Source organism: Bradyrhizobium sp. P5_C12, assembly GCF_054049735.1.
This window is the reverse complement of record NZ_JBFULU010000027.1, coordinates 34878-50222: the sequence shown is the minus strand read 5'-3', so window position 1 is coordinate 50222 and position 15345 is coordinate 34878. Positions and strand designations below refer to the sequence as shown.

Annotated in this window: 9 protein-coding genes; 3 read left to right on the top strand and 6 right to left on the bottom strand. The window is 63.3% G+C overall.

All coding sequences use genetic code 11. From position 1 onward, the window contains the following. Positions 1-23 precede the first annotated feature (23 nt). The gene (locus ACXJMY_RS23210) at positions 24-1115 is read right to left on the bottom strand and encodes a glycosyltransferase (RefSeq protein WP_456621672.1); all 1092 of its coding nucleotides are present in this window, start codon (positions 1113-1115) and stop codon (positions 24-26) included. A gap of 276 nt (positions 1116-1391) precedes the next feature. Between ACXJMY_RS23210 and ACXJMY_RS23205 the strand changes: the two genes are divergently transcribed. Beyond that, positions 1392-2828, top strand: a complete 1437-nt coding sequence (locus ACXJMY_RS23205) for a lipopolysaccharide biosynthesis protein (protein WP_456621671.1) — start codon at positions 1392-1394, stop codon at positions 2826-2828. Between the two features lie 109 nt (positions 2829-2937). On the opposite strand, the gene ACXJMY_RS23200 is transcribed toward ACXJMY_RS23205, so the two are convergent. Next, a complete protein-coding gene (locus tag ACXJMY_RS23200; protein ID WP_456621670.1) occupies positions 2938-3165 on the bottom strand; it encodes a hypothetical protein in 228 nt (75 codons plus the stop codon). Positions 3166-3362: 197 nt separating this feature from the next. After that, positions 3363-4040: a Crp/Fnr family transcriptional regulator gene (locus ACXJMY_RS23195; protein WP_456621669.1), complete on the bottom strand. Its 678-nt coding sequence runs from the start codon at positions 4038-4040 to the stop codon at positions 3363-3365. 1068 nt (positions 4041-5108) lie between these two features. On the opposite strand from ACXJMY_RS23195, the gene ACXJMY_RS23190 reads away from it, so the two are divergent. Both ACXJMY_RS23190 and ACXJMY_RS23185 read left to right on the top strand, forming a co-directional pair. After that, positions 5109-6200: a fatty acid desaturase gene (locus ACXJMY_RS23190; protein WP_456621718.1), complete on the top strand. Its 1092-nt coding sequence runs from the start codon at positions 5109-5111 to the stop codon at positions 6198-6200. Between the two features lie 663 nt (positions 6201-6863). After that, positions 6864-8420, top strand: coding sequence for a L,D-transpeptidase family protein (locus ACXJMY_RS23185; protein WP_456621668.1), 1557 nt, complete (start codon positions 6864-6866; stop codon positions 8418-8420). 67 nt (positions 8421-8487) lie between these two features. Here ACXJMY_RS23185 and ACXJMY_RS23180 read toward each other — a convergent pair whose 3' ends face one another. From ACXJMY_RS23180 to ACXJMY_RS23170, 3 genes are all read right to left on the bottom strand, one after another. Continuing rightward, positions 8488-11811: a hypothetical protein gene (locus ACXJMY_RS23180; protein WP_456621667.1), complete on the bottom strand. Its 3324-nt coding sequence runs from the start codon at positions 11809-11811 to the stop codon at positions 8488-8490. 134 nt (positions 11812-11945) lie between these two features. Beyond that, complete coding sequence (locus ACXJMY_RS23175; RefSeq protein ID WP_456621666.1) at positions 11946-12758, bottom strand: class I SAM-dependent methyltransferase; 813 nt, start codon at positions 12756-12758, stop codon at positions 11946-11948. Between the two features lie 58 nt (positions 12759-12816). Further along, positions 12817-15123 carry a caspase family protein gene (locus tag ACXJMY_RS23170; RefSeq protein ID WP_456621665.1) on the bottom strand — a complete coding sequence of 769 codons (2307 nt, stop codon included), beginning with the start codon at positions 15121-15123 and terminating at the stop codon, positions 12817-12819. Positions 15124-15345 lie beyond the last annotated feature (222 nt).

Below are 15345 nucleotides of genomic sequence, written 5' to 3'. Positions count from 1 at the left end.
ACTTTTGCCGGACGGACCGCGCCTCAGCGCGCGTGACGCTGCATCACGGCTTCGGCGATCTCGCAATAGTGAAGCGCGCCCTTCTCGAGCGTCAGATTCTCCATCACATAGTCGCGAGGTGCGAAGTCGCCCGCGCTGACGTGCGACCAGAAGTCGCTCCAGCCGGATGTAAAGCCATCCGCATCGGTGAAGGTCATGCCGCAGCGCGCGTCGAAATAGGGCACCGAGGACACCCCGCCTTCGTATCTCACCTTGTGAGGGAAATACTCCGGATCCTGCCACGGCCCGCCGCGATCCCAGGCGAAGACCGGGACGCCGCTCGACAGCGCCTGCTGGCAGGCGATGCCCTGGCTCTCGTGCTCGCAGAGAAAGATCATGCTGCGGCAGCGCGCCAGCGCCGCCTTGTAGTCGTCTTCCTTGTAATGGCCGTAGCGGATCATCTCGACCGTGCGGCCGCTTGCCTCAAGATGCCTGCGGATCGGTGCGATCAGCTCCGTCTCGTAGCGGTCGTGCTCCCAGCGCACCTTGTCGTAGAGCAGCACGTCGACGCTTTTCTGCCCGGCGGGTGCCGGCGTCCACAAATCGGTCTCGATGCCGACCGGCCAGACCTCGACATGGGGCCAATGCGGCCGGCACATGTCGGCGTACCAGGTGCAGGGCACCAGGATGGTCTTCGTTTGCAGCCCGCTCAGGCGCTCCGGTGCTTCCATCGGATGGTTGTACATGGCGACCCCAAGCAGCAGCGGGTTCTTCCATGCGAACCAGTCGAGCACGAACGGCCGCCCAATGATGCAGGCGAGCTCCTGCGGGTGCTTCCGGATATAGGCGTAATCGTTGACCCGGTAGCGGATACCCACCCTGTCGAGGCCGGCGCAGAGATTGAGGAACACGCGCCGCTGGCCGCTGATCCACGATTTGCCGAGCAGCATGCGCCGCAGCACCGGCCGGATGTGGCGGTCGCCGGGAAACCAGCGGTTGTCGCGCTCCTCGAAGAACAGGTTGAGCACCATCCGTTCGCGGCCGCCGGTCGCGGGGTCCGCCGGAACCAGCGGCGCATCGGTGCCGCCGTGCGGCAGGGAGGCCGGGTTCGCCCAGATACGTTCGACAACGTCCATCTCAGTCACGTCCACGCATTGGAGAAGGCCGGGCGGCATTTTGAAATCATGGTTTCTTTTCGGTGATCGCGCCGGCCGGTTCAAGCACAGGGCAAACTTAACGCTAACGCGCGAAATCGGCGGGCTCGCCGCATTCGGGGGCCGATTTGCAGACTTATGTGACTATCCTGAGGGATGCTGCGGCGCAGTCCGATCGCTAGGCCTCCGATCGTCACGCCAAGGTCCAACTGATTAACGGCCGCTTCATCGCAAGGCCGCCGCCGGTCCCATGCTCGCATGCTGAATCGCCATTTCTCGATCTACCTGGTCGCCTACATCCTGCCTGCGGCGGTGGGCTTCTTCGCGGTCACCGCCTACACACGGCTGCTGACCCCGGCCGAGTACGGCGTCTATGTCGTCGGCATCAGCGTCGCCGGCATCTTGGGCGCGATCTTCTTCGCCTGGATCAAGCTGTCGGTGTCGCGCTATCAGGCGATGTCGGCAGAGGTGGACTTTCGCGGCACGGCAATGGTCGCCTTCGTGCTGACGGTGGCCGTGCTCTGCGCCGCAACCCCGCTGGTCTTCCTGTTCCGCAGCGACATCAGCGTCGAGCTGCTGCTCGCCAGCATGTTCGTCGCGATCATGGCGAATGCGGTCGATGTCGGCCAGGAATTCGAACGCGCGAAATTGCGGCCCTACCGGTTCGCCGCCATTTCGATCGTGCGCAGCGTGTCGAGCGTCGGCTTCGGCCTGCTCGGCATCTGGCTCGGCTGGGGCGGCATGGGCCTGCTTGCGGCGTTCGGCCTGGGCTCGCTCACCGGCATCATCCTCAATCTGGCCGGCGACCGCACCAGGATCGCACGTTTCCAGCGCAGCCAGTTCATGCAGCTGGCGCGCTATGGCCTGCCGCTGACGCTGGCGGGGCTCTCGGTCGCGCTCTACTCGAGCTGCGACCGGCTCATCGTCGCCTGGCTGCTCGGCAAGGACGCCGCCGGCATCTTTGGCGTCGCCGCCGATCTGCCGCGGCAGTTCATGGTCATGATCGCCTCCAGCGTTGCAGCTGCGACCGTGCCGCTCGTGTTCCGGACCCTGTCCGAGAAGAACGATGCGGTGACGCGCGAGCGGCTGACCGAAAGCCTCGAACTGCTGTTCGTCGTCGTTGCGCCCGTTGCCGTCTGGCTTGCGCTTGCGGCGGATCAGGTTGCAGGCACGCTCGTCGGCGTCGATTTCCGCGCCGGTGTTTCGGCACTGCTGCCGACGCTGGTGCTCGCCCGCTTCTTCGGCATCGCCAACCAGTTCTACGTGCAGATCAGCTTCCAGCTCGCCGAGCGCCCCTTCATGCTGGCGGCGCAGTCGTTCGTCACGCTGGTGCTGAGCGTGGCGCTGATGTTCGCGCTGGTCGCAGGCTACGGCCTCTACGGCGCGGCACTGGCGACGCTCGCGACCGAGGCGATCGGCTTCGTCGTCGCCGTGGTCCTGATGCACCGCGCCCATCCCGTGCCGTTCGACCTCAAGCGCCTCGCCGGCGTCGCGGCGTCGGCCGCAGCGATGGCGGGCGCGATCCTCGTTGCACGATCGCAGGTGAACGGCACTGGCATCGTCTCGCTCGTCATCGTAAGCCTCGCAGGTGGGCTGGCTTATGCCGTCGCCGCGTGGCTGCTCAACGTCGCCAATGTGCGGGTGCTGTCGCTGCGCTTCCTGCGGACCTTCAACCGGAAGGCGCTGGGCGTCTAGCTGCGATGTCGGGCGAGGCTAGGCTTCGCCGTCTCTGAAGATGGCACGTCCTTCATGAGGTCCGCGGCGCCAGTCGCGAATTGCCCGTCCTGGACATTTGGCTGAGACCCTATTGCAGCGGCGACCGCATCCCGGTCACCGCATCGTAGACCAGGATTTGCAACATTGGAAATCTGCCCAACAGCTCGGCGCCGGCTTCCCGAGCAGCCGTTTCGCTATCGTAACGAGTCTTGAAGTGACCGTCGACCACGAGCGTGAAGCCATCGGCCGGTGCTACGTCAGCCCTTTGAATGGTTCTCGGCTCACTCTCGTCGACTTGTGTGATCGGCTTCTTCATGGGGGACCTTCATATCGTTGCAGGACAGGTGAGGGTGACACGAGCGCGACGACCGCCACGGTCGCAACGACGAAATCGAATCGGCGCATCTGAATTCGTCTCAGAGCCGATTGCCCCATCGTTGGCAACCGGACGGCGCGCTCAATGTTCCGTAATGCGCAGAAGACGGCTCAAGGTGTTTCTTCCCCCAAGCCGCCTCAGTCGTCCCGCATGATCTCGGGCTTGTCATACAAGACCGCGTTCAAGAGGGAGCTGTGGACCTCGATCTTACCGTTATAGGTAATGAAGCCGAGCTTGCGAAACTTGTTCATGAAAAAACTGACCCGGGAGCGGGTTGTCCCGATCATCTCCGCGAGCGTCTCCTGGCTGACCTGCGCCGAGATGGGCTGAGGAGCGCCATCCTTTCCAAAATTTGCCAGGAGCAGGAGGAGACGTGCAAGCCGCTTTTCGCTGGAATTGAACAACTGGTCGATCAGGTCTTCTTCGATGCGGCTGTTCCGGCTGAGCAGATACCCCATGAACAGCTCGGAAAACTTAGGTTCGCTTTTGAGTGCCGCAAGCATTGCGGATTTCGCGATGGACGTGATCACGCATTGCTCCATCGCCATCGTTGTCGAAATCCGCAAGGCATGACCGTTCAGGCAACCTTCGCCGAAGAATTGTCCGGGCTCCATGATTCCGACCACGGCTTCCTTGCCCTGCTCGGAGACAACGAGAACCTTGATCTTCCCCTTCTGGATATAGAAAACCGTATCCGCGGTGTCGCCTTGCGAAAACACGACCTGGTCTTTGTCGAGTTTCAATATGGCTTTGCCCTCGCCGACCTTGGCGAGAAAGAGTTTTGGATCAAACGAGCTTTTCGCAGCTTTTGGCATGACGTCGTCAAGGCCCGATGGAAGGATCGTCAGTTTAGCAGGCCCGGTGCCAGGCGCGTTAGGCAAATCTTGCTTCCGCCTTGGGCCCGTCTGCAATCCGCACCAACTCATTGTGGCGGCTGTTTCGGTCGGCTCGCGATACGCTTGCCTGCGGCATCGCGGGCGTCTGAGCCGATGGGGCGGAAGCTCGGGCGGCGTCGGCGGAAGCGCTGGCAGGCGCGATTGGAAGCAACGAGACGAAAGTTCGCACACGCGGCCTCGACAATATGAGACGCGTGACTGAACAGGTTGTGCTCCGGATCCTATCCCAACGCGTTCTTGCGCCCGGGCGGTCGTAAGAGTCTGCTTGGAACCAACTTCGCCGGGGTTACTTGATGATAGCGACCGGATAGGATGCCCACTCATCATATCCGATGAATGGCGGCCCTGGTTCGCACCCCCGTGCTGGGGCCGCTTCCTCGATCGGGTTCTGCCGCTACCTGGCCGATCTGATCGGATCGTCCGGGGGTGCTCTGTGGATGTTGCCACACTTGGAGCATTCGAAGACTCGCAGATTGGGACTGTTGTAACCTGCTCCGACGTGGACCAGCATCATGCGACTCTGGCACGCCGGGCAGAGTGGCCGGGGTATCGGAATCAGCGATGGTTCCGGACGAGCATAGACCTCGGACATGTGAACCTCCTGCCCATATAGGGGGTATGCTGTACCCGAGGCCGCCGCCGATGGCGGCCGGTTCGCCGGCTGCGACACACTGAGCATGCCGCGCTCCGGTGTCAGACACTGTTCAATATTGCTCACATTCCCGCAGAATCCGGTCGACGAATGTGTCCGACCCGCCTCCTGACGACAGGATGAAGGCCCTGGCTTGCGGTCTCAGCCGCGGTGCGCCGTGCAGTCTCGCAAATTCGGGGAACGCTGGCTCTTGGCCTGAGCAATATTGCTCAGCAAGACGTCCAAGCACGGATCAATATGACAGTGCGCGGGGCGCGACCTCAGAGCTGCTGCCTGGGACGTTCGTGTGCGATGACCGCGCTTCTTGGGTGGGCATGTTCGGGAGCAGACCAAATCTGACTCAAAGGACGCCGGAAATCCGCGCGTTGGCGCAGTTGCTCGCCAGCTATCGCGAGCCCGACAGTGCCCGCGGCGTCCTCGAACTGGCGATTACAGCGGTGCCGTTCTTCATCATCTGGGCTCTGATCTGGGCCGCCCTTGACCACGGCTATTGGGCTGGCCTCCTGCTTGAGTTGCCCGCGGCGGGCTTGCTCGTCCGCCTCTTCATGATCCAGCACGATTGCGGACACGGCTCGTTCTTCCGCGGCCGCGTGGCGAACGATTGGGTCGGCCGAGCCATCGGTGTCGTGACACTGACGCCATACGATTATTGGCGGCATAGCCATGCACGCCATCATGCGAGCTCCGGTAATCTCGATCACAGGGGCCTGGGCGACATTGATACGTTGACCGTTCGCGAATTTCTCGCGCAGCCTCGATGGCGTCGGACGCTGTATCGTTTGTATCGGCATCCCATCGTGATGTTTGGCGTAGGTCCCACGTACTTGTTCGTCTTGAAGCATCGATTGCCGATAGGGGTGATGCGTAGCGGCTGGAAGCCCTGGCTGAGTACAATGGGTACGAACATCGCGATCGCGGTTCTCGTCGCCGCGATGATCCGGCTGGTCGGTTATGGGCCGTTCCTGCTCGTACATCTGCCGATCATGGTTCTGGCGGCGTCGATCGGTGTCTGGCTGTTCTACGTCCAGCATCAGTTCGAGGACACCTACTGGTCCCATGACGAAAACTGGAGTTTTCACGAAGCTGCGCTGCACGGCAGTTCCCATTACCACCTGCCGGGCGTCTTGCGATGGTTCACCGCAAATATCGGCGTCCACCACATCCATCATTTGTCCAGTCGAATTCCTTGCTATCGATTGCCGGACGTGTTGCGGGACCATCCGCAGCTCGCTGGCGTTGGACGAATTACTCTGCTGCAGAGTTTGCGGTCTGTGCGGCTGGCTTTGTGGGATGAGGAGCGGCTGCGGCTCGTCTCCTTTGGCGAGGCAGCCTTGACCTCAACCGCCTCGCCGGTGTCGTCGTGCGGCGGCCTGGTTCACGCCGCCGCGGCGTGGCTGCTGAATGTCGTGAATGTGCGCGCCCCTTAGTGAGGCTTGTGGCTAGTTTTTAATCCTAAGGCGCTAATCGTTCAGCTGCTTTCTTCAACCAAAGCTTGTCGGTCCAAAAAAATGTATGCTGGTTTCGGGCCGCATCGTTGGCGGGCTTCGAAGCAAAGCGCTGTGGATCGAAAGATGAGATGGCCTCGGTGGTATCCAACGCGAGCTGACATTGTGGGCATCGTGTTCGCGCTGCTCCTGGCGTGTGCTGTCGTCTTTGTTTCCGTGCGATTTCCCTTCTTCCATCAAGCCACCGGCTTCGGACCCGATTGGGATTGCAAAGTCATGCCCAAGGGAGACCCCGTCTGCACCAGAAAGCTGGCGCGGTGAACAGTCGTTAATGCGGCGTCTGGGGCGATGTGTGACCTGGACTGTGACCTCCAAGTCGCTCGGCTCCAGCGCGGGGGCAAAAAACCGGGGGATGCGGCACCGCCAAGGCGGACATTCTGCCGCAGCGTTCGTCGCCAGCCCCGGGCGCGGGCTACCCTTTCTCCAGCGCAAGCTGTCGTATATGAGAGATTTGCCGCCGGAACGGGCCGAATATCGCCACATACGGAACGTAGGGCGGCTGCGATTTCTTAATCCAGAGATCGCAAACTGAGCAACCTGACACCTGATCGACCCAAGCGGACTGGCATTTCGACCGAGGATGGCATGAAAAACCGACTGACGACGGCGCAATCCACCTTGGCGATGCGGCGTTGGGCGCCTCCCGGGATCATCGCGCTCGCGACCGCGGCGGTCTTTGCGGCGGTGACCCCGGCCACCGCGGCGAAGCAGGCGCGCCAGCCGGCCGAGGCCGTGGCGCCGCGCGAGGCCGGCGAGCCGATCATGGCGATCGTGTCGATCAAGAGCCAGCAGGTTACCTTCTACGACGCCGACGGCTGGATCCTGCGTGCCCCGGTCTCGACCGGCACCACCGGACGCGAGACGCCGGCCGGCGTCTTCGCCATCGTCGAGAAGGACAAGGACCACCACTCGACCATGTATGACGATGCCTGGATGCCGAACATGCAGCGCATCACCTGGAACGGCATCGCGCTGCATGGCGGGCCGCTGCCCGGCTACGCGGCCTCGCACGGCTGCGTGCGGATGCCGTTCGGCTTCGCGGAGGGCCTGTTCGACAAGACCAACATCGGCATGCGCGTGATCATCTCGCCGAACGACGCGGCCCCGGTCGATTTCTCTCATCCCGCGCTGTTCATGCCGAAGCGGGAGGCCATCGAGGCGGCGCCGCACCGTGTCGACAAGCTCTCCGGCGAGGCCGAGGAGGCCATCCGCGCGGCCGACGAGACCAAGAAGGCTGCTGCGGCGGCGGCGAAGGAGGCCACGGGGCTTCCCGCCTCGCTGCGCAAGCTTGAACAGCAGAAGGCCCGCGCCGACGCCGAGCTCGCCTTCGCCGCCAAGTCGCTCGCGGCCGCAAAGACCGATCAGGCCCGGGCCAAGGCCGAGGAGCTGCAGCAGAAGGCGGCGACCAGGGCCGCCGACGCGGCGAGCCAGCTCGATGCCGCCAGGGCCGCCGCGCAGCCGAAGCGCGACGCCGTTGCTGCCACCAAGGATGCCGCCAAGGCGGCGGCGGCAAAGAAGGCTGAAGCCGTCAAAGCGGCGACGGACGCAAAACTCGCGCTCGAGCCGGTCTCGGTCTATGTCAGCCGCGCGACGCAGAAGCTGTATGTGCGGCGGAACACGCACAAGCCGGCGCCGGATGGCGGCGGCGAGGTGTTCGATACCAGCATCGAGGTTCCCGTCACGATCCGCAATCCCGACCAGCCGCTCGGCACGCACATCTTCACGGCGATGGCGAAGAACGAGACGGGCTTGCGCTGGAGCGTGGTCACGATCGAAAACGGCGACGACGCCAAGAACGCGCTCGACCGTATCACCATCCCGCAGGACGTGTGGGATCGCATCGGGCCGACCGCGCTGCCACGCTCGTCGATCATCATCTCGGACGAGCCGCTGAGCAGCGAGACCAACTATCGCACCGAATTCGTCGCAGTGCTGAGCAACCAGCCGCAGGGCGGCTTCATCACCCGCAAGCCGACCGCGCCTCCGATGGACGTGGCGAGCGATGACAGCTGGGACAATGGCGGCAACGGCTTCGGCTTCTTCTTCCAGCGCGATCCGAACCCGCAACCCGTCAACCCGCGCCGCCAGCGCGGCCAGTACCAGTACTATCAGCCGCAGCCGATGCCGCGGAGCTTCTGGTAGGACGCGGGACGTAAGTTCGTGCGACGCCTTATTCGCGCGACCGCCGATTCATGATGAGGAACTTCCCTCACGGGATCAGCGGCGAGTCCAGTGGCGCAGTTGAGACGCAGATCGGCTCGGTGAGTTCGATTCCATAGCGTTGCGACAAGGGCGACAGTTCGTGCTCGGGCAGTAGCGCGCAAGCGATTGCCAAAAGGTCGCCACGTGGCCAATCGACATCCCATAGATGCTGCCCGTCGCGCCCCCATGAAAGAATCTGGCGTTGGCCGTTGACGAAATTCGCGCCCCAGAGATTGTCATGCTTCATTGTTGGGCCGATTTGCATGCCGGTCGCAGCGTCCCATAACCGCAATTCATCGGCCCCCCAAGTGAGGATACGCTGCTCATCCCGGCTCAGCAGAGTCTGCTGGATCAAGCCCTTGTTATGTTTCAGTGGGGGCCCGACACGGTTTCCGGTTTGCGCGTCCCACACTTGCAACTTGTCGTCTCCCCAGGCGACGATGCGACGGCCGTCACGCGTTAGCAGGGCGCCTCGCACCACCGCCGGTTCGTATTTTATTGCGCCTCCGACCGGGCTGCCGGTCGCAACATCCCACAGCCGCAACGTCGCTCTATCCCAGGAAAGAATACGTCTTTCGTCATGACTGAGCAGCGCCCCCTGAATTGGTTCGCCATCCGATGACATGGCGACGCCGATCGGTTGACCAACGCTGACATCCCACAGCCGCAGTTGACGGCCGCCCCAGGTCAGGATGCGTCGCCGATCATCGAACGGCACGACGCCATCGACCTTATCCTTGGTCGGAGAGCCGATTTCACGCCCGGTCGCCGCGTCCCATAGACGAAGGACTCCGTCGTTGGTCCACGAGACAATACGTCGATCCTGGTCTGCAAGCAGCGCGCCCTCGACTTCGCCGACGAGCGTGCCGCTGTCATCGTCGTCTGAACGACCTTCCTCGATCATCTGCGATAGTTTGTCCTCGGGCATGGGTCGCGTTACCGGGTGCAGCATCGACGGCACGGCCTGCATTCCAGTTGCCGCGTCCCACAGGCGCACCTCGCGCTTGTCCCAAGACAGAATACGGCGCTTGTCGATGGAGAGATAAGCCCCCTTCACCGGACGGCCATGCTTCATGGTGGTGCCAATTTTCTCGCCGGTCGAGACGTTCTCCTGCCCCAAGCTCCCGTCGGTCGACCAGAATACGGCCCGCCCGCTATCTCCATTCAAGAGGACGCCATCAACGGAATCTTGCTGAAAAACGGCGTCAACTTGCTGTCCAATCACGGTGTCGGCGATCTGCACGCTGCCGTCTTCGGACCAGGAGAAAATCCGCCGGCCATCTCGGCTCAACAACGCGCCCTTGACCCCTGGGTGTGAGATCGTGGGGCTGATCTGCTTGCCGTCAGGTATGCTCCAAAGGTGCAATCCTCCACTATCCCACGACAGGACACGCCGTTGACTTTTGGCAAGGAGGGCACCTGCAACTGCGCCCTGATGTCTCATGTCCGGGCCTATCTGACGTCCGCTGGCGGCGTCCCACAGGCGCAACGTTCCGTCGACGGACCACGACAAGATTCGGCGATCGTCGGCGGTGAACACGGCTCCGTTAATTGCACCCGTGTGAGCCATGGCAGGGCCGAGTTGGTGAGCACGTAGCGCGTCCCAGATCCGCAGGGTGCCATCATCAGACCAGGATAGAATGCGCTTCTGGTCGCTTGTCAGACGCACGCCGCCAACCGGACCCTCGTGCATCATCGTGCTGCCGATCTGTTTTGCGGTACGAGCGTCGGCAAGTTGCAACTGATTGGCGCCCCACGAGATGATGCGCTGATCGTCTGTCAGAATGGCGCCTCGTAACTCGTCGAACGGGCAGCCGCGCAACGCGTTCCTGTAATACCCGCCCCGGCAATCCTCGGAACTGACATCGTGTTCCGTCGTGGGCCCGAGCTGGGCGCCGGTTGCGACGTCACGCACGATGATCTGGCTGCTGTTCCAGGAGACGAGCCTCTGTCCAGCCATGACGGCAGAGGCATCGCGAATGAACACCTCCGGAATCCTTATCGGCGATTGCTGCTGTTCGGACGGAGTATTCCAGATCAGCAGATCGGAGCCCCACGAGATGATGTGGCGCTCATCGCTCGTTATGAGAGCGCCGCGGATCGATTCCTTGTCGGTCATGGTTGGACCGATCTGAAGTCCGGTGGTTGCATCCCACATTCGCAGTTCGTTGTTGTCCCAGGAGAGGATGCGCTTGTCGTCGCTTGAGAGGAGTGCTTTCTCGATCTGGCGCAAATGTCTCATTGCGGGTCCAATTTGGCGTCCGTTCGATGTGTTCCACGCGCGCAAGGTGCCATCCTTGGACCAGGACAGTAGTCGCTGCTCGTCCTTGGTCAGTATCGCGCCTATGACGGGACCGTCGTGCCGCATTCGTCGCGTCAGCCCGGGGTCGGCGCCGATCGCTCCAGCAAGCGCCTGAAGAGCTGCATCAGTCTTGGGACGATATTTGCCAGATGATTGCGTTGCGAACGGTCGAAGATCAAGCCGAGGCCAAGCCGCGAGGGCGAGCTTGACCGCGTCCACTGATCGATGATTTCCGGTGGCGATGCGCGAGAGCGCGCTCAGCGCATGACTCTCGTTGGCGACCGCAATCTTCTGCTGTGCGACGGCCTCGCGCCACAGATAGGCGAAAGTCCCGGACAGCGAAAATAGAATTCCTGCGTACAGGGCAATGGCAAGTGTCCCGTCATTCTCGCCCAACAGGCGCCAGAAGCGATCGGAGAGCGGTGGACGGCTGGGTCTGCGGTCCCTGTCGGACGGAAGCTCGTCGCTCAAGAGGAGCGGCAGCCACCAGCGTCGCATGAATCCATCATAGGATCGGCCTCCGGCCCGCTCGAAGTATCCGCTGTGGCCAAGGCGGTGGTATCGATTGCGCAGCGTGCGACCTTCGAGGCCGTGCAGACCGAGGCGCCCCGCCATGCCAACACCAAGTATCGGCAGAGTCAGCAGCAATATGTCGTCATGGATGCCGCAGTCATTGACGACTCGGCCGACTGTGCGGCTCTGGCCGAGAAGACGGCTGAGATTGCGATTTGGCGGGAGCACGCTGCCGCACAGGATTGCAGTGTGGATCCGAACGCCGATCGGAAGCTTCGGGCTCGCCAACGCTTCTATCGCCAGATACGTTCCGAAGCTATGTGCGATGATGTCGACGCGCCGCGGAGGCTCCGTTTCGAAGATGGATTCGAGGTATTCCCTGAATCGCTTCACCGCCAGGTTTCGAAGAAATGGAATCAGGAATGAAAACAGGGTGAAGAAACCGTACTTGTAGACCAGTACTTCCCGCCGTTCTTCATGCTGCCATCGTTGGTCCTTCTCGAGGATATTCCGCAACCGCTCCTGCCACCGGCCATAGGTGCGGATGCCGTGAAGCGTTATGACGACTCTTCCAGTTGGCTCTACAGTCACTGTCGTTGCTCGCTTGTCCTCGCGCCCTTGACCGGAAGCAGATCGCGCTGGTCCCGCGGTTAGGGACGCGCCGTGATCACCAGGGCTTGAATCTTGGCCTCGACCGGTCCGGATCCATGGCGTGCCCGGATCGCCTCGGTGACGGCGTCGGTCGCTGCCTGAAGGTCGCCGCCGCTTCTTGCCTCGATCTCGCCGCGCAGCGGCGTTCCCTGGCAGTAGGCGAAGGCCACGAGGTCGGGAGTCGGAGCGCGGCTCACCGCGGGAAGCGTTTCAATCGAGATGTGACGAAAGCCCGCCTGCTCCAGATTGGCCTTGATGACGGCCTTGTCGAAATAGCCGTGCGGCGTCCGCGCCATGAAACGGGGAGGGTCATCGGGAAACAGCTTGCCGAGGGCCATCGTCGTCTCATGCGCGAACACATTCTCCTCGATGCGGTCCCAGACATTGAACACGAACGTGCCGTTCGGCTTCAGGACGCGCTTCGTCTCCGCATACGCCTTGACGCGGTCCGGAAAGAACATGGCGCCGAACTGGCAGCAGACCATGTCGAACCCGGCATCATCGAAGGGCAAGGCCGACGCATCGGCCTGACGCCAGGAGATGCGCGGATCCGCGCGCTGACGCTGCGCCGCAATCGCGAGCATCGGTTCGTTGAGGTCGGTCGCAACATAGCGGAGGCCGTGAGGCAGTGCGGCGGCCACGGCGCGCGTCACCGCGCCGGTGCCCGCGGCCGTCTCCAGCAATGCCGAAGGCGCGAGCGCCGCGACGCGCCTTGCGATGTCGTCGGCATAATCGGAGAAGATCAGCGGCACGAAATAGGTGTCGTAGATCCCGGGGATGGAGCCCGCGAAAACCTTATCAGCATCGGACATGGTCGCCTCGCTGAACGCTGGACGTGAAGCATACCACAGAGCGGGTGGTGTCTGTGATTTACCGCGCCAGCAGCGAGGTGAATCCTGCCGGTTCCTGCATCGCCTTGCGCGCTTCCAGCGACATCGGCTCGTAGCGGCTGCCGTTGAAGATGCTGAGCCGGCTTTCGACGCCGCTCGATCCGGCGTAGCACCCTTCCGGTGTATAGCTGACATAGCCGTCGTCGCCGAAGCCGATGGCGGTCAGCAATGCGCGCCGTTCGGCGATGTCCCAGACCTTGATGGTCTTGTCTTCGCTTGCGGAGATCAGCCGCGTCCCGCCCGGAAAGAACGCCACGGCCTCGACATCCTCCTGATGGCCGGCGAAGCTCGCCAGCAGGCGGCCGCTGTCGGCGTCCCACAAATTCACCGATTTGTCGCGCCCGCCGCCGCCGGTCACGATGCGCTTGCTGTCTGCGGACCAGCTCGCGGACACGACGTAATCCCGATGGCCGGCGAGGAGCCGCGAGCTGCCGCCCCTCGCGTCCCACACTTTTGCCGAACCCAGCTCCGCATCGGAGCCGGCGGTGACCACGCGCATCCCATCGGGCGAATAGGCCACGCGCAGCGCCTTGCGGCCATAGGCGTCCTTGGCGTCGATGGTGCCGCTGGTGCGATAGAACCTGATCTTGCCGTCAAAGCCGGCCGAGACGAACTCGCCCGAGCCGGAGGGCGCGTAGCTCAGGGAGCGGACCGCCGCGCGCGCGGGATCGGCGCTCTGGTGGTCGAGCCTGCTCTTGGCGAGCTCGCGGGTCGCGAGATTCCAGATCCTCACCACGCCATCCTCGCCGGCCGACGCCAGATATTTGAGCGATGCTTCCGGCGCGAAGGCGACCGCGAACTGTTTTGCGCCGGCATCGAAGCTCAGGCTCGGGCTGTCGCTTTTGAGATCCCACACCTTGACCTTGCCGTCCCATCCGGCGGAGGCGAGCTGGGTGCCGTCGGTCCAGTAGTCGAGCGCGTAGACCGGACCGGAATGTCCCTTCAGCACGCGCGTCAGCCGGAACGAGGAGGCCTCCCAAAGCCGGATCATGCCGTCGTCGCCGGCGGTCGCGATCTCCCTGGCATTGGGAGAGACGGCGATGGTCCGGACGCTCGCACCCTCGACATTCGGCTTGATCGAGACCGGAATGAAGGGACCGCCGGCGGCATCGTTGCCGCGCCGCGCGGTGCGCGTGGTGCAGGTCGATGCCGGCACGGCGGCGACGCTCTTCGTCTCGGTTGCCGGGGTGGTGACGAGAGCGAGCGGCGTGACGATGGCCGGAGCTGCCGCAAGCTTCGGTGCGGCGACGGGCTTTGCGGCCTCCGGGGGTGGCAGAACGGGCGCGGTCTGCACCTTCTTCGGCTCAATCCCGACCGCGGCAGTCGCGGTGCGACCGGCGGCTGCGGCGAGCTTGTTGCGTTGGACCTTTGCCAGATCGGTGTAGAACCCGCTCGGATGGGCCGCGATGTAGACGTCCCAGGCTTCGACGGTTCCGATGCGCTCCGAGAACTCGTAGTCGCGCGATGCGCTCGTATCAGCGGACACGACGGGCATCGGAGGTGGAGGAGGGGGCGCGGCCGCCGGCGCCAGCACGACGTCGTCGCCGCCGAGCGAGCCATAGATGAACGGCTCCTGCCTGTTGGTGGTGGTCTGAAGCACCTCGTCGCGGACATAGCCGAACGCCTTGCGCAGATCGAGGCCGGGCGTTGCGAGGTGGTGCGCCAGCGCGGTCGCAAACGGGCTGTTCTTGCCGTCGCCATCGAGCGCGGTGAGGCCGGCCTTGGCGGCGAACGCCACCAGCGTGTTCGGGCTCGACGGCTCGACTTTCGCGAGGCCCCGCGCCACCGCACGGGAGGCCATCGTGCGCTTCATGTTCTTGGCGAACGGATTGTCGCGGCAGGCGTCGAGAATGACGAGGCGCAGCCGTTTCGCGGGCTCGATGGCGACCAGCACGCGGTCGAGCCCGATGGTCTCGTCATAGACGTCGGTGTCGTTCTCGAGCTGGGCATCGACGGGCACGAGATAGTTGTTGCCGTCGATCTCGATGCCGTGGCCGGCATAGTAGACCACGGCGATATCGGCGCTGCGGGCCTTGGCGCCGAAATCACGCAAGGTGCGCCGCATGTCCTGGGCGGACAGGTCGTTGCGGGCGTCGACCACGGTGAAGCCGGCCTTCTTGAAGGTCTCGACCAGAAGGTTGGCGTCGTTGACGGAATTGGAGAGGCGCGGCGCGCGCTGATAGGCGGAATTGCCCATCACCAGCGCCATGCGCTGGTCGGCGAAGGCCGCGGCAGGCTGGAAGGCGAGCGCCAGGGCGCTGACAACAAACAGATAAAAGAATTTCATCACGGCCCCCAAGCCGGGATCTGGAAATGCCGGAAACAATATCCGACCGGGGCCGCAATACAATTTCTATTTGGTTTCGTCCGGCGCTTCCTGCCAGCGTTCCGAGGCAATCATATTTGACGATTTACACGACGTCGTCATGCCCGGGCTTGTCCCGCCTGCGCGGCCGAAGCCGCTCCGGCGAGGCGAAGGCCCGGGCATCCACGTTCTTCGTTCCGCTTG